This is a genomic window from Psychrobacter sp. CX97 (assembly GCF_057396285.1).
This window is the reverse complement of record NZ_JBXYJE010000009.1, coordinates 125211-141970: the sequence shown is the minus strand read 5'-3', so window position 1 is coordinate 141970 and position 16760 is coordinate 125211. Positions and strand designations below refer to the sequence as shown.

Genomic DNA, 16760 nt, shown 5'->3' with positions numbered 1-16760 from the left:
TGAACTGACCCCCAAAAGTTGGACGGTTTAAGTCTATCTCAAGGACTGAATTCTGTACTTCACAGGACTCAGTCCTTTAAGTTTAAGCTGAATACGCTCATGATTGTAATAATGAATGTACTCATGAATTTGCTTTTCTAGTTCATCAATAGTTTTAGGCTTTTCAATATAGATGGTCTCACACTTCAGTGTGCCAAAGAAGCTCTCCATTAACGCATTATCTATGCAGTTGCCTTTTCTACTCATGCTTTGTCTTATCTTATGCTTTTTAAGCGTCTTTCTAAAAGGCTTCATTTGATAATGCCAGCCTTGATCAGAGTGAAGCATTAACTTTTTATGACGACTTGTTTTCGTCTTATCTAGCGCAAAATCTAGCATTTTACTTACCACATCATAGGTTGGTCTTTTAGATAAGGTATAACTGACTATTTCATTATTATAGCAATCAAGAATCGGAGATAGATATAATTTATTGTCACCCACCTTAAACTCAGTAATGTCTGTTAACCAGCGTTTATTGGGTTTACCAGCATGGAAGCGACGCTTTAAATAGTTCTTTGCTATTTTTCCCTGTTGACCTTTATAGGATCGATACTTCTTTCTTCTGATCTTCGCATTAAGATTTAACTGCTTCATAAGCTTGGCAATAAGCTTATGGTTATGATGCATGCCTAACTGCTTTAATGCGGCTGTGATTCTACGATAGCCATACCGACCTTTATGTTGGTAATATAGCTCGATGATACGCTGCTTTAAATCAGCGTATTTGTCTTCAGCATCAAACTGACACCTATGGTAATAAAAGACACTTTTAGGCATATCAGCTATCTTAAGTAAAGCTGATATGCAATATTTATCCCTTAGTCCTTCGATGAGCCTTGCTTTGTCTCGGCTTGTTCCCTCTCCCTGAGCAAGGCATCGAGCTTTTTTAGGTAGGCATTCTCCGCACGAAGATATTCATTCTCACGTTTCAGCTCTGCTAATATCTTTTCATCATCTGGTTTGTCTGTGATAAATGGTTTGCTCATGGCCGCTCTACCTTTACGTTTAGATATGAGTCCAGACATACCCTGTAGTCGATAAGCTTTGTGCCACTGGCTGATTAAAGCTGGTGAGCTGATGTTATACCTTAGAGCAACTTCCAATTGACTTAGGCCTTGGGTAAGCATCGTTGTTAGTACGTTAAGTTTAAACTCACTACTGTATTTGGCTTTGCTTGTCTTTGGCTTAATAGCCTTTATACCACCGCTTTGATATTGCTTGACCCATTTACTTACAAATCTTGGATTCACTTTAAACTTCTTTGCTGTGGCATGACCGGTATGTCCTTGCTTATAGTATCCTATGACTTTGATCTTAAAATCTAGATTGTAACGCATAAAAATACCCCATAAGTTGTGTCCAACTTTTGGGGGTCAGTTCATACTTAGATAAGTAATGGGCTTCCTTTTATTTAGCCAACCTAATGTATTTGATATAGTCGGCGAACTTATAAATCGCTGCGGTATTAATAACCTTGTTTAGCCCATAATGGTAGAACTTTCACTCGGTTGCCTTGTATCGATTTTAAAGTTCTTTGACTACATATAAGTATTATTAAGTGAGTAAATAATTATTTAGCAGCAGCCTGTTGAGCAGCAGCAACTTCAGCAGCGAAGTCTTCTTGTTTTTTCTCGATACCTTCGCCTACCTCAAAACGTACAAAGCCTTTAACCGTTACGCCGTCAGCTTTAAGCACATCACCAACTTTTTTATCATTGTCCATGACGTATGCTTGACGAACCAATACAACTTCGTCTAAATACTTGCGTAAGCTACCTTCAATCATTTTTTCAACAATGTTGTCAGGCTTACCAGATTCACGCGCTTTAGCTTCAGCGATTTCTTTTTCACGCGCTAAAATATCAGCTGGAACATCGGTGTCGTTAACAGAAACTGGATTAAATGCCGCAATATGCATGGCAAGGTTTTTGCCTGCTTCTTCATCGCCACCTTCAGATGAAACAACCACACCAATACGCAAACCATGACGGTAAGTGGCTAGGTTATCGCCTTCAATAATTTTGGCGCGACGAACTTGAATGTTTTCACCAATTTTTTGGACTAAAGCAACCCGCGCTTCTTCAACAGTCATGCCATCTTCGTACTGGAGTTCAGCAATTTTTGCTGCATCTGTTTCATTGTTTTTAAGAGCGACTTCTGCCACTTTATTTGCAAAAATAGTAAAGTTGTCATCTTTAGCAACAAAGTCAGTTTGGCAGTTAACTTCTAATAAAAGTGCTTTGTTATCTTGTTGTGCAATAACAATTGCACCATCAGCAGCTATATTACCTGCTTTTTTAGCTGCTTTAGCTTGACCAGATTTACGAAGGTTATCAATGGCAGTCTCTACATTTCCCTCTGTTTCTTCTAGGGCTTTTTTACACTCCATCATGCCAAGACCAGTACGATCACGAAGCTCTTTTACTAATTTTGCTGAAATTTTAGACATTCTATTACCTCTTTGTGTGGTTATATTTTATTCTCACAATTTAAAAATAAGCTTGCATAGCCAAAATAGATAACTCTAAATAATTATCGAATCTGAACTCATACTTATTACTGTTTTACTTTTTGAGAATGCACGAAAAATGTGTGAAATAAGTCTTCAATGAATTACTTTTAATGCTGTTTTATACTTTGATTATTACGTATGATTATAGAATCTTAAAATGACAAGGGCATGACGAGGGATTCCACATCATGCCTTATTGCGTCATATATCAATCTAAAGTATCGGTAAAAACCTGCAATATTAACGCTCTAATTTATTAACTCATTAACCTGCAGGCTTATATTTAAGTTACTTAGGTCAATTATTCAGCAGATTCAGTTTGTGCTTCTTCTGCTACTTCTTGCTCAGGTGCTTCTTCAGCAGGAGCAGCGTCAGCCGTACCACCAGCTTGTGATTTAGCGTACTCTTTACCAGCAATGATTGCATCAGCCATGCGAGTCACATATAGTGTCACAGCACGGATAGCATCATCGTTAGCAGGAATAACATAATCAACATTATCTGGGTTAGAGTTAGTATCAACGATACCGATAACTGGGATACCTAGATTTTTAGCTTCTTTAATGGCGATAGCTTCATGGTCCACGTCTACAACAAAGATCGCGTCTGGCAAACCGCCCATATCTTTAATACCACCTAAAGAACGCTCCAGTTTTTCCATCGCACGGGTACGCTCTAATGCTTCACGCTTAGTAAGCTTAGCAAAAGTACCGTCTTCAGCCTGCTTCTCAAGCTCTTTTAAGCGGTTGATGGACTGGCGTAGCGTTTTCCAGTTAGTTAACATACCACCCAACCAACGATGGTCAACATATGGCATACCAGCACGTAGTGCTTGCTCACGGATGACTTCACTCGCAGCACGCTTAGTACCAACAAATAATACTTTATTGCGCTTAGCTGCTAAGCCGTTTACGAAAGTTAACGCTTCGTTAAATGCTTTAACGGTGTGCTCAAGGTTAATGATATGAATTTTGTTACGGGCACCAAAAATATACTGATTCATTTTTGGGTTCCAAAAACGAGTTTGGTGACCAAAATGAGCGCCTGCTTGTAGAAGGTCGCGCATTGGCATTTTAGTAGGACTATTTGACATATAAATTTCCTTTGTAAAGTTGGGTTATGCCTCCACATTACAAAAATTACCGATTTATCGACACGCATCTGCCCGTTTGTATTTTTATTACTTGTATTCTGGCTGAAAAATACCGTAAAAAACACAAAGTTTTGGCAAATTAGTCAAGCCGACAAACACCCAGTAATCTTTAAGCGCAATGTGTGTGTCATTGGTTGATGGGTGAATGAGTTAAAAAACAACTTATTTTTATTTAAGTTTTAATAAGCGAAGTGTAACCCTTATAAAAAACTGAAACAAAATAAGGCAGATATTTTACCATAAATGCAGAAATAGGTGAAGTATTATGCCGATAATTGTTTTGCAGACAATCCTCTTATAACTTATGACTTTATAATTACGTGTACTTAAGGTGTACTCTACAATTAGCGAGGTTTTTAGTCTGCTAAATTATTGAGAGGTAGTCATCTGCCGTATATAAATACGCTTGTGTTATAATGTAGACTTAAATACAAAGTGGTATACATATCTATAAATTTTAATCCCAAAATCTATGACTTTTTAGAATAAAATACGCTCTTAACTTATCCAACTATAAAATCAAATACTATGAGTAACAATAAAGACTTAATCCTTGCCCCTGAGGCAATCGAAAAAATGCGTATTGCTGGTAAACTAGCTAGTGATGTTTTAGTTATGCTAGATGAGCATGTGAAAGAAGGCATCACCACCGAAACGTTGAACACTATTGCACATGATTATATTGTTAATGTACAAGACGCTATTCCTGCGCCACTGAACTATGGTTCCCCCCCCTTCCCCAAATCAATCTGTACCTCAGTAAACCATGTGGTTTGTCATGGTATCCCAACGGATAAAAAGGTTTTAAAAGAGGGTGACATCATTAATATTGACGTCACGGTTATCAAAGATGGATATTACGGCGATACTTCGAAAATGTGGATTATTGGCGAAGGTTCAATCATGGCTAAGCGCATTTGTAGTGTGGCACAAAAAGCACTTTATGCCGGAATGAGTGTTGTAAAAAACGGCGCTTACCTTGGTGATATTGGTGCGGCAATCCAAGAAGTAGTTGAACCTGAGCGGTTTAGCATCGTGCGAGAGTTTTGTGGACATGGCATTAGCAATCAATTTCATCATGAACCTCAAGTTATGCACTATGGCAAAAAGGGTACCGGTATGCGGCTTAAAACTGGTATGACCTTTACCATTGAGCCAATGATTAACCAAGGGGTTTGGCAGACTAAAATTCTGCCAGATCAATGGACAGCCATTACTAAGGACCGTAAACTTTCTGCTCAGTGGGAACACACTCTGATGGTCACTGATAATGGCTGTGAAGTGTTTACCACTCGCCCAGAAGAAGACTTAAGTTTCTTAACAAGGTAATTTATATCAAAAAAAGACTGCCTAGGCAGTCTTTTTTTTGGCAGAATATAAACACAAACTATGATTATAATTCAGATGCGCCCTCTTTGTTTTATTCCTCACGGCACATAATGCACTACTGCTCTTTGATTGGAACTTGATATGTTTATTAAAGAACCCACTAACTCACTGCTGACGCCACTACCTAACTTACGCCAGAATACGAGTCGTAATCTTGGCATACCAGACTGGATAAAACAAATTGAAGCAGATATCTCTGAGGCGTTAAATCGCGGCGAAGACATCAGACAACTTGTTAAAGCCCGTTCAGATGCAGCAGACAACTTATTATCCGCACTTTTTGACCTACATGACCTGCACAATACCAGCTTAGCAATGTTTGCTGTTGGTGGATATGGCCGAGGTGAACTGTCTCCTCATTCAGATCTTGATCTTTTATTATTAGCCCCTCAGACATTAACAGTAGAAGAAGCAAGCAAAGTTGACGCTTTTGTTGCACGGCTTTGGGACGTCGGTATTAAACCCGGTCTTTCAGTTCGCACCACTGAGGAGTGCTTTGGTATAGCGTCTGATATTACTGTGGCAACTAGCTTATTGGAAGCAAGGCTGTTGGCGGGCAATGATGAGCTAACTGCTGTACCAATGAACATTGTCAATGAGACTTGGTCACAAGAGGCATTTTATGATGCAAAAATGGAAGAAGCACGCATACGCTACTTACGTCATAACAGCACGGAGTATAACCTAGAACCGGATATAAAAAATGCCCCTGGCGGTCTGCGTGACATCCATACTTTAAGCTGGGTAACCAAACGCTATTTTAGAATAAACAAACTATACGACTTAGTTCCACAAGACTTCTTAACTGAAAAAGAGTTTGATGAACTCACGTTCGCCGAAGGTTTTTTGTGGCAAATTCGTCACCACCTACACCATTTAACAGGACGGGATGAAAATAAGCTACTGTTTGATTATCAGCGTGATATAGCTCAGCGAATGGGTTATGAAGCCTTACCTGATGATGAGCCTAATGCTGCTGTTGAGAGCTTTATGCGGGATTATTATCGATGTGCCATGCAAATCTCATCATTATCTGAGATGCTAACCGCACATTATTATGAAGTCCTTATTGAGGCTCGTCTACCAGACGAGAAACGTCCTAAAAAAACAGTCTTAAATGCCCGTTTTAATAAAATCGGTAATCATATCGCCATCTCAAATCATCACGTTTTCGCTCAGCATCCTGAAGCCATTTTGGAAATGTTTTTACTAATGGGTCAGCATGATATAAAGCTTATTCGTACGCGCACTCTACGCGCTCTAAAAATTGCCGCGCGTGGTATTGACCAAAATTATCGAGAAAACCCTAAGCATCAAACTCTGTTTTTAGACAATTTAAAAGAACAAAACTATTTATATCATCGCCTACGTTTTATGCAGCGATATGGTGTACTAGCCAACTACCTGCCGCAATTTGCCAGCCTTATTGGACTGATGCAATACGACTTATTCCATCGTTATACCGTTGACGCTCATATTCTGCTTTTAGTACGCATGCTGCATCGTTTTACCGATCCAAAATATAAAGATGACTTTGCCTTAGTCGGTTCAATTTACAAACGAATTAAACGAAAAGAGATCATTATACTGGCAGCCATATTCCATGATATCGCTAAAGGCCGTGGCGGTGACCACAGTGAACTTGGCGAAATTGATGCTATTGAGTTTTGTCTTGCGCACGGCATGACCGAAGCCGATGCTAAATTGGTAGGTTGGTTAACTCGATATCACTTATTAATGTCATTAACCGCACAGAAAAAAGACATCTCAGACCCAGAGGTAGTAGCGGAGTTTGCAAATTTAGTAGGCAACGTCACTCATTTAAATCATTTATACGTTCTAACCGTAGCCGACATGAATGCGACTAACTTGCAACTATGGAATAGCTGGCGTGCCACACTTATGAAGCAGCTTTACACTCAAACACGCCGTATTTTAAGAGCAGATTTGGATGCACCGACCAATCGTCAAGATATGATTGCTTCAACCCGTCAACAAGCCGAACTATTGCTTGATAAAGTAGACAATCAGCATATGAAGAAAGAGGAGGTGTTGGTATTGTGGGATGAGCTTGGCGATGAGTATTTTTTACGGGAAATTCCTGAAGATATTATATGGCATACTGAAGCCATATTAAATCATCCGCCCATAGGCAAAGCATCCTCTCGAGATAGCGAGCCTCTTGTCGTATTACGAGAGCATCGTGAACTTGCGCTAGATGCTGTACAAGTATTTATTTATACACCAGATCAAGCCAACTTATTTGCCGTTACTATGGCAGTGTTCGATCAGATGAGCTTAGATGTGTTAGATGCTCGCATTATTACTGGCACACGAGACTTTGCATTGGACTCTTATGTGTTGTTTGACCAAAAAGGCATCCTAATTAACGACCCAGAGGCGCGTAAGGAGCTCACTGAAAGGCTTATTGATGCTTTCAAACATCCAGAAAAACCAAAGTTAGTGCAAAAGCGTATGCCTCGACAACTTCGTAATTTTCAAGTGCCCACCGAAATTAGCTTTCAATATAATGAAGCCAATAAGCAACATGTCATGAGCTTAACAACGCTAGATCAACCTGGGCTATTAGCGCGTATTAGTCAGGTATTTTTAAATGAATCTATTGAGGTGCATGCAGCACGTATTACAACGCTAGGTGAGCGGGCTGAAGACATGTTTTACCTAAGTGATAAAGGTGACGCTCAGCTTAGTAATGAAAGGCTTGCGAAACTTGAGCGCTCTCTTCAGGGGGTATTACAAGCTAATGATGAGACTCTGGCAACGACTCAGCAGACAACGTAAAACGCTGTATTTAATATTTACCAGTTAAATCATAGAACATTACAATAATGAATTCACACAAAGCTTAATAAATTCTATGGATTGAATTTTATTAAAGGTAAAACATGAACAATCAACTTAACTTACTACACCCCTACCCTTTCGCCAAAATGGCAGTATTGTTAGCCGACTCAACGCCAGCTAATCAATACGAAGCAATCAAACTGGGAATTGGTGAGCCGAAACATACCCCACCCCACTTTGTACTAGATATTATTCAGGATAATTTGGATAAAGTACAAAAATATCCAACCACTGGTGGGCTTCCTGAACTCAGTCAAACCATTGCACAATGGTTAAAAAATCGCTTTAACTTGAACCGTATTGATGCTGCCACAGAAGTAATTCCTGTTATGGGTACTCGTGAAGCAATTTTTAGTTTTGTGCAAGCGGCGGTAAATGTTGGGCCCATTAGTTCAGTAAATAGCAAAAACTGTATTGAAGACAAACCTATTGTTGTCATGCCAAATCCCTTTTATCAAATTTATGAAGGGGCAACTTTTCTAGCAGGTGCTACTCCGTATTATGTCGCTTGCACTGAAGAGAGTGATTTTAAGTGCGATTACAAGTCAGTGCCCAGTGAGGTTTGGGAACGCACACAGTTGCTGTTTGTTTGTAGTCCGAATAATCCAACTGGCTCTGTAATGAATGAATCAGATTGGCAGACATTGATTGACTTGTCTGATAAGCATAACTTTATCATTGCCAGTGATGAATGTTACAGCGAGTTGTATTTTGAACAGAAGCCACTTGGTCTACTTGAAGTATGTGCTAATTTAGATCGCCATGATTACAAAAACTGTGTGGTTTTTCACTCTTTGTCCAAACGCTCTAACCTACCTGGATTACGGTCAGGGTTTATTGCAGGTGATAGTGCCTTGCTAACACCTTATCTGCAATATCGAACGTATCAAGGTTGTGCAATGCCTATCCATCATCAGCTGGCCTCAATTGCAGCATGGCAAGATGAAAAACACGTTGAACACAATCGCAAGCTATATGCAGAAAAATTCGATTTATGGATAAGTGAGTTGGGCGAGCTGTTAGGCTTACGAAAACCTGATGCCGGATTTTATTTATGGGTTGAAGCCCCTAAGCCGTTTGTTGATGCACAAGGAATGCCTGATGATGAAGCTTTCGTCAAAGCCTTATATGAACAACTTAATATAAATGCATTAGCTGGGCGCTATTTATCACGAGAGGTGGATGGGGTTAATCCTGGAAAAGGCTTTGTTCGCTTAGCTTTAGTGGCCAGTGTGGAAGAAAGCCGTGAGGCCATTGCCCGTATTAAGACTTTATTAACTTAAATTTTAGCAATAACAACTTGGACAACAAACTTAAACCGCTAAGTCATTTTAGTCTTACAGCTTGTTAATCGATAAGCGTATTATAAATACCATAGCCTAATTATGTATAAGCCAAGGAGTGGCATATGACTCGTTTAGATTTCTCACAACCACCTTTTGACTGCCTGACCCCAGTTGAGCGAGAAAGTATTAAAAAACATAGTCAAGTTCGCTACTTAGGCAAAGGTAACTCGCTTAAAGATAACGAGCTTAATTACTTTTATGTGATACTCAAAGGTCATATACAGCAAACACTAGCAGAAGAGTATGTCGGCGACTTTCATGCATCCAGTGTGAGTAATGACTGGTTTGATGGTCGCAAAATTGCCGCAGAGCAAGACATACATTTCCTTGCTAAGACCCAACCCGCCAGCATTTCAAACAAAACATTCAATAACAACACATCCAGCAACCAATACACCTCTGAAGAAGAGCGACACAATGGTTACCAATACAAAGCGCTGCAAGATACCTTGTTATTGCAAATTGAACCAGACGCTATCGATCGTATCGCCGCTCAAAATCATCATATCAGGCGCTTATTAAGTGGCGACTTGACCGAGCGGGTGCTTGCGTTGGCTGGACGCAAACATTCTGGCCAAGCGTCTAACGCTTTATCAAACCCATCAAACACGATGCGTCCAGCAGAGGCTCAACAACTGATGTTGCAGCCTGTGACAGCAGTTCAATTACTTGACGTCCATAGTGTTGATGAGTCAGCAACCCTATTTGAAGCCGCTACTACCATGACACAGGCTGGGTTAAAACATGTATTGGTTAAACGGGCTTCTTCACAAAACCCAGACCCCTCTGAATCGCATAAAAACAATCTCGGTATTATTACCGATGCTGACATCTGCCGTGCCGTCAGTGAACGACGCGACTTTCAAGCTACCTTATGTCGTGACTACGCCAAGTTTAAACTACGCACCATTCAACACAACCGCGACATTAGCGACGCCCTATTAGCGATGATTCGATATCGTGTACACCGCCTACCTGTTTTAGACGATAGCGGCAAAGTGATAGGTGTTCTAGGTCAGAGTGATTTGCTCGCTTTTTTAAGTCATCACTCGCATCTAATTACCGTACAAATTGATCAAGCTACAAACGTCGAGATGATAGCAAAAGCTGTTGAGCAAATTGGACAATATATTCGTGCTCAGCATCAGGATGGTATCAAGGTGGGTGTTATAAGCCGTATGGTTCAAACCTTAAATGCTCACGTATTTACTAAGCTTTGGCAACTTATAGTACCTCAAGAAGTGTTTGATAACACCTGTGTCATCGTCATGGGATCTGAAGGACGTGGCGAGCAGATCATGCGTACCGACCAAGACAACGCCTTACTTATCCGCGACGATTATAGCCACCCCAATCTGGCGGAGTATGCGGATGAATTCAACCAAACCCTCGGGCAGTTAGGCTACCCGCTTTGCGACGGCCATATTATGATGAATAACCCAATCTGGCGTCAGCCGATTAGTCAATTTAAAGCTCAAGTGGCATCTTGGTTTGCTGGACGCGAAAAGGAACATGCTATCTGGCTATCTGCGGTATTAGATGCCGATTATGTTTGTGGCGATGAGCAGCTCTTTACAAGCCTTCGTGCCTATTTAAAAACTGCACACCAACATGCCGACCCTATGTTTATTCGAACCTTTGTCCGAGCTGCACTACAATTTGGCGATGTCAATCAGTGGTGGCAGAAGTTTGTCCCTCTTATTGGTAAACCTATCGATCAGGATATTGATCTTAAAAAAGCAGGTATTTTTCCTATTGTGCATGGCACAAGAGCCATGGCACTAGAAAACGACATTTATGAGGTCGCAAGTACCAAAGCCCGTTTAAAAGAGCTTGCTAGACGAGGTGTGATGACACAGAAGCGAGCAGAGACACTGAATGAAACGTTAGAATTTTTCTCATCACTCAGATTGGATGTTGCGCTATCAACCGATGATAAGTTTGCTCGTCAAGTAGACCCAACGACTCTGTCGGCACTCGAACGCGATCTATTGAAAGAGTGCTTAAATATTGTCAAAAGCTTTAAGAACCAACTAAGCTCACACTATCAACTTGAGCTGGCTTAGAGGCATAGAAATATGGAGAACTTAAAGCCTAGAAAGACGAACTTACAAATTAGAGAAAACGTTAATCACAATTTCAAACTTTGACTATACACAACTATCCCCTTGCAGGTCTAACATTGCAACCTGACTATTGAGCAACCGATTATGAGCATGCTGCATCGCCTAAAATCTATCTGGCATAAAAAATCTCTTACTCGACCTGAATTGAGCAGTATTTTTGAACCCGCTAAGCCCAATGAATGGGTATCAATTGATTGTGAAATGACCGGCCTAAATCATAAAAAGCACCATCTCTTGTCGATTGCTGCTATTCATATCAATGGCAATGTCATTGATACTGGTAATGGTTTACACCTTGTTTGTCGACCACCTATCATGCCAGCCGAGGACACCATCATTATTCATGGACTACGCCCTTTTGATGTTGAGCATGGATTAAGCTATGAGCAAATGCTAGATAACATGTTACCTTTTATCGGCAATCGACCTATTGTAGGATTCTGCCCGCAGCTGGATATGGGGTTTTTAAATACCTTAGCTAAAGACTATATGGGTGCACCTTTGCCAAACGAGGTTATTGACATTCGTAGTCTTTATACCAAACGAAACGGTAACCGTACTAACGGGATTGCTCATAAATCTCAACATTTAGACAGTATTATGAAAGAGCTAGATATCCCAGACTTAGGGGCACATGATGCCTACAACGATGCAGTAATGACCGCTATGACATTTCTGCATTTACGCTAAAGCAATTGCTCCTCATTGAAAAGTTGTGACACCCTATTGAAAAGTTGTGACACCCTTAACGTTGTGAATCATACCAATAAGCAATAAACTGTACTGACAGTAGACTATTAGACTCTGCTAACCGCTAGAATAACTTTGGTTATGAAACCTTTTTAAAGCTCATGTAAGTTACAAAGTTCACATTGTATGCTACTAAAATCGCCTATTAAAATAACCTGCATAATAGTAATGTTCAACTTACTTTTTTTGTAAATCATCTGTTGATTATCATGCGATTGTCAGTCATTAAATTACTCTCTCCACCATCTCATTTTTTAACGGTAGCACTACAACCTCTAAAGAAATCTTTTGTAGGTTTTCACATAGGGTTAGTTTGTAGTGTATCAGCCATGGCTACTTTGCCAGAGCCCGTTGAGGCAGCGCTTGCTAATGCTAATATTGCTTCAGATGATATCAGTATTGTCATAACGCCTGTAAAGCATCTCGCTTTTTCTACACACAAAAGTGATTCAAACTTAAATCAGCATAGTCTTGTGAGTGTACTTGAACCCATTCCTCTTTCTGAAGCCCCAACCCCAAATCCTCAAGTCATTCAAGATGAAGGAATGACGCAAGCTGAAACAGTGGTAGATTCTGAGCTTTCTGATAGTGAAGACTCTAATGAAAGTGCGGTTGATGACGACAGTAATCATAAAGCCAACAACTCTATAAAAAATAATGCCATTAAAACTACTCCAACCCAAACGAATGCTACCGAAAATTTTGTCAATCATCCTCAACCTTTATATTTACCCATAAGACATCTACCAGATATGCCTCGCACGCCTGCCAGCACTATGAAGCTAATCCCAACATTTATAGCGTTGGATATGCTTGGTGCAGATTTCGTATGGTTAACTGAGGTTTATCATACGGGGTTTATCTTTGGCAATACCTTGTACGGCGACCTAATTATTAAGGGCAGTGGCGACCCTAAGCTGACCCACCAGCGTTTGGCGGTGTTGCTTGCAAAAATTAATAGATCAGGTATTCGTCATATCAAAGGCGATATTGTCTTAGATACATCCATTTTTAGAGAGGTAGGTAAAGATCCAGCCGCTTTTGACAATGAGCCCCTTCGACCATATAACGCAAGCCCAGATGGCCTGTTGATTAATTTCAGTAGTATCAAAATGACCACAGTGCCGTTACTTGCCTCAGGCAATAGTCAGGATAAGGGTCAATTAGCCCGAATTTTTTATTCTCCTATGCTATCTGAATATCAGTTACCTTCCTTTGTGCCTATGCGAGAAGGAACATGTTCATCTGTTATTAATAGCTTATTGCCTAGCTGGACCACTCATTCATTAAAATTCCAAAACAGTATGCCAAAGTCTTGTGACGCTCGTACCTTGTATCTTGCCTATCCAAACGTCAAAGACTTTGCTAAAAAGGTAATTAAGTATCAATGGCTGCAAATGGGTAATACTTTATCTGGCGATATTATAAGCACAGAGCATCCGATAAAAACCAGATTTAATACCTATCTAGATATGAACGTTAACACTAAGTTCAATACGCCACCAAAAGCTGCTGTGATGTCCTCATCGCCATTTCCCATGCTTACATATCAATCTTTACCTCTCTCCAATCAAATATATGATATTAATCATTACTCTAATAACGTCATGACTGAACAGCTGATACTCTCTTTACCTATTTACCGTTCATTAGGTACCACTAATTATGTGCATGAGACAGCATCTTATCAAACAGCCATGAATAACTCACAACCCTCTAAGCAGATTGCCGTAACCCCTCAATATTCGGATTATTCAAAAGCTATAGCAACCATTGATGACTGGTGGCAATCAACACTCACAACGCCACCCCCATATATGACCAATGGATCTGGGTTGTGTCGAGACTGCACCGTTACGGCTGATAATCTAGCTGAGCTTCTAGAGTATGCTTATCATCATCCAAGCTTTGACGTTTATGTCAATTCACTCGGCATAGCAGGCATTAGTGGTACTATAAAACAACATGCGGATAGATTACCAAACTCTGCTGCCATTGGTCGTGCATGGGTCAAAACAGGTACGCTTGATAACGTGACTGCTATGGCAGGCTATGTTCACGGGCAATCAGGACAGGATTACGTCGTCGTTAGTATTATTAATAGCTCTGAAAAGCTAAATACCTATCAGGCTCGCTATGCATTGGACACCTTACTCGATTGGACAGCAAAGCATTAATACAAGTCTGTTCTATAGTCTTGTAAACGATCACAATTTTTCTCCCCTGCCACCATTACGTTACCCTTCAATTTAAAGGGTAAAATACGCTTGACCCAATGTTCATTAGTTAAAAATGAATGGTCAAAAATAGAACCTACTGTTTACGTCCTCTTTTAAATAGCTAAGGAAAACCTCATCATGGATATGATTTTATTTGACAGCTTAGACACCTTATTACGCATCGTTATTTCGGCCGTCGTGGTTTACTTTTGCATTGTCGTTTTTTTAAAGATCTCTGGAAAACGCTCTACCTCACAGCTTAATAACTTCGATTGGGTAGTAACTGTAATGATAGGCTCTATTGGCGCCAGCACTATTTTATTAAAAAGTGTACCCCTTGTTGAAGGCATTGCATCGATTGTAACCTTGCTCAGCTTGCAATACATAGTGACCAAATATGCCTCTATTTCTCCTGAGTTTGCGAGCGCGATTTTATCAGAGCCCTGTGTGCTGTTTTACGAAGGTCAGTTTTTACCCGATGTCATGCGTAAAGAGCGACTAACTCGTCAAGAGTTAGAGTGCGCAATTCGTAGTGAAGGGATTCATGATTTTAATGAAGTGGCTGCCATTATATTAGAAAGCGATGCCAAGCTTACTGTGCTTCCAAAACGTGAGGAAAGTAAACGATATGATGACGAGGGAAACATCAAACCTTCAGACACTTTAAAAACCATAGCTTAGTGGTGTGTGCTCATCTATGTTAACTATTGATAATTAACAACTTAAAGGATGTGACATGAAGCCTATTATCTTATTAGCACTTGGCTTAAGTTTAACCTTGCCATTGACCGGTTGTGTCTCAACTACCTCCCCTCATTATATTATCGACAGTCAAACCTATCACGCCCAAGGCAAGGACCAACGTATCTCCTCTATCATCCTGCATTACACAGCTGAAAATGCAGCAGAGTCACTGCGTCTTCTAACCACAGCCAATGTCAGCGCCCATTATTTAATCCCGTTAGCCGAGAACAATACCATTTATCAGCTGGTACCTGATAATGAACGTGCTTGGCATGCTGGTAAGGGCGCTTTTGCTGGTCGGAACGTTTTAAACGATACCTCTATCGGCATAGAAATCGTCAATGAAGGCATCAAAAAAGAATGTCGAAGCGCAAAAAATACAAATAACGATGGTTATCATCCGCCAGAGCATTTTGTAGAATTTACCGATACTCAGGTACAAAAAGTGGCCCAATTGATTCAAAAATTAAGTGACAAATACGAGATTCAGCCAACCCATATTATTGGTCATTCAGATATGGCACCGTCACGTAAGATTGACCCTGGCGCTAAATTTCCGTGGGCGCGTTTATATAAAGAGTATGGTATCGGAGCATGGTATGAGGAAGCGGATAAACAGCGGTTTATCAAAGATGGCTCTTTTGAAACTATGACTATTGTTGAGGTCAAACAGTTATTTAGAGCGTATGGTTATGCTATCAATAACACCGATGAATGGGACAAGCCCAGCCGCGACGTAATTTATGCGTTCCAGCTACATTTTAGACCGCATAAGCTTATTGGCAAAATGGACCTAGAAACTTATGCTATCTTAAGAGCCCTTAATGCTAAGTATGTGGATATAAGCTAGGGTGTGTCTTCAATTCATCTTACAATGGACGATAGTACACGCCAGATAAAGCATTGACTTATTGCGAGCTAACTTTTCATAGCGAGTGGCGATACTACGAAAGTGTTTGAGCCTTGCAAACATATTCTCTACCAAATGGTGCAGTTTGTATAAGTAGCTATAAAATTCTGGATTCGGCGCTTTAGCATTACTTCTTTTGGGAGTTATAGGAATCATGTCATGCATGCAAGCTTTATCCCTGATCGCTTGTGAATCATAGCCTTTATCAACGATAAAGTAATCTGCATGCCCAATCATGTCAATCAATTTACCTGCAACTTGGCTGTCTGGACGTTACCTCCATTTTAAAATGGAGCGGATATCTGTCAGCATCATAGGATAGATGTATCTTTGTAGTTGCGCTGCCACGGCTTCGTCCAATTGCTCGATCTTCACCACGCCTAGCTCCACTTGCATGCTGGTGACAGCGAACATAGCTTCCGTCTGTGAATACCCATTCCGTATCAACTTCTTTTCGTAAGCTAAAAAAAATTCGCCCATAAGCCAGTTTTCGACCAGCGGTTAAAACGACTATAGGCTGTTTTCCAAGAATATAATTCTTTAGGTATGTCACGCCAAGGCGCGCCTGTACGTAGCTTCCACAGTATGGCTTCCATGACCTCTCGGCTGTTTTGAGTTTGATAGCAACCATGCTTTGTCATTGTTAATTGTTAATTGCAATTGATCCCAAAGCGTATCTGTTAGTGCTGTTTTTGCCATGACTT

12 protein-coding genes and 1 pseudogene are annotated in these 16760 nt (G+C 40.4%); 8 read left to right on the top strand and 5 right to left on the bottom strand.

All coding sequences use genetic code 11. The features are described from left to right. Nucleotides 1-33: 33 nt before the first annotated feature. From AC2SLL_RS08960 to rpsB, 4 genes are all read right to left on the bottom strand, one after another. Nucleotides 34-873 carry an IS3 family transposase gene (locus AC2SLL_RS08960; protein ID WP_486530951.1) on the bottom strand — a complete coding sequence of 280 codons (840 nt, stop codon included), beginning with the start codon at nt 871-873 and terminating at the stop codon, nt 34-36. Continuing rightward, the gene (locus AC2SLL_RS08955; protein ID WP_486530417.1) at nt 861-1379 is read right to left on the bottom strand and encodes a helix-turn-helix domain-containing protein; all 519 of its coding nucleotides are present in this window, start codon (nt 1377-1379) and stop codon (nt 861-863) included. Before AC2SLL_RS08955 ends, AC2SLL_RS08960 begins: the two co-directional genes overlap by 13 nt. 233 nt (nt 1380-1612) lie before the next feature. Next, nucleotides 1613-2491: a translation elongation factor Ts gene (gene tsf / locus AC2SLL_RS08950; RefSeq protein WP_486531343.1), complete on the bottom strand. Its 879-nt coding sequence runs from the start codon at nt 2489-2491 to the stop codon at nt 1613-1615. A gap of 364 nt (nt 2492-2855) precedes the next feature. Then, the gene (gene rpsB, locus AC2SLL_RS08945) at nt 2856-3647 is read right to left on the bottom strand and encodes a 30S ribosomal protein S2 (protein WP_486531342.1); all 792 of its coding nucleotides are present in this window, start codon (nt 3645-3647) and stop codon (nt 2856-2858) included. Between the two features lie 573 nt (nt 3648-4220). On the opposite strand from rpsB, the gene map reads away from it, so the two are divergent. The 8 genes from map to AC2SLL_RS08905 all read left to right on the top strand — a co-directional run bounded on the left by map (nt 4221) and on the right by AC2SLL_RS08905 (nt 15996). Beyond that, nucleotides 4221-5036, top strand: a complete 816-nt coding sequence (map, locus tag AC2SLL_RS08940) for a type I methionyl aminopeptidase (protein ID WP_486531349.1) — start codon at nt 4221-4223, stop codon at nt 5034-5036. 141 nt (nt 5037-5177) lie between these two features. Beyond that, complete coding sequence (glnD, locus tag AC2SLL_RS08935) at nt 5178-7898, top strand: [protein-PII] uridylyltransferase (protein WP_486531341.1); 2721 nt, start codon at nt 5178-5180, stop codon at nt 7896-7898. Nucleotides 7899-8002: 104 nt separating this feature from the next. Continuing rightward, on the top strand, nt 8003-9244 hold the full coding sequence (gene dapC / locus AC2SLL_RS08930) for a succinyldiaminopimelate transaminase (protein WP_486531340.1): 1242 nt from the start codon (nt 8003-8005) through the stop codon (nt 9242-9244). Between the two features lie 125 nt (nt 9245-9369). Further along, a complete protein-coding gene (locus AC2SLL_RS08925) occupies nt 9370-11373 on the top strand; it encodes a DUF294 nucleotidyltransferase-like domain-containing protein (protein ID WP_486531339.1) in 2004 nt (667 codons plus the stop codon). Nucleotides 11374-11517: 144 nt separating this feature from the next. Beyond that, entirely contained in the window at nt 11518-12123 is a 606-nt protein-coding gene (locus AC2SLL_RS08920; protein ID WP_486531338.1) for a 3'-5' exonuclease, read from the top strand. A 389-nt stretch (nt 12124-12512) separates the two neighbouring features. Beyond that, nucleotides 12513-14360 carry a D-alanyl-D-alanine carboxypeptidase/D-alanyl-D-alanine-endopeptidase gene (locus AC2SLL_RS08915; RefSeq protein WP_486531337.1) on the top strand — a complete coding sequence of 616 codons (1848 nt, stop codon included), beginning with the start codon at nt 12513-12515 and terminating at the stop codon, nt 14358-14360. A 180-nt stretch (nt 14361-14540) separates the two neighbouring features. Next, nucleotides 14541-15083, top strand: a complete 543-nt coding sequence (locus tag AC2SLL_RS08910; RefSeq protein WP_486531336.1) for a DUF421 domain-containing protein — start codon at nt 14541-14543, stop codon at nt 15081-15083. 55 nt (nt 15084-15138) lie between these two features. After that, nucleotides 15139-15996 (top strand): N-acetylmuramoyl-L-alanine amidase, encoded by an 858-nt coding sequence (locus AC2SLL_RS08905; RefSeq protein ID WP_486531335.1) that lies wholly within the window; start codon nt 15139-15141, stop codon nt 15994-15996. 9 nt (nt 15997-16005) lie between these two features. Here AC2SLL_RS08905 and AC2SLL_RS08900 read toward each other — a convergent pair. After that, nucleotides 16006-16755, bottom strand: a pseudogene (locus AC2SLL_RS08900) (IS5 family transposase). Between the last annotated feature and the right edge of the window lie 5 nt (nt 16756-16760).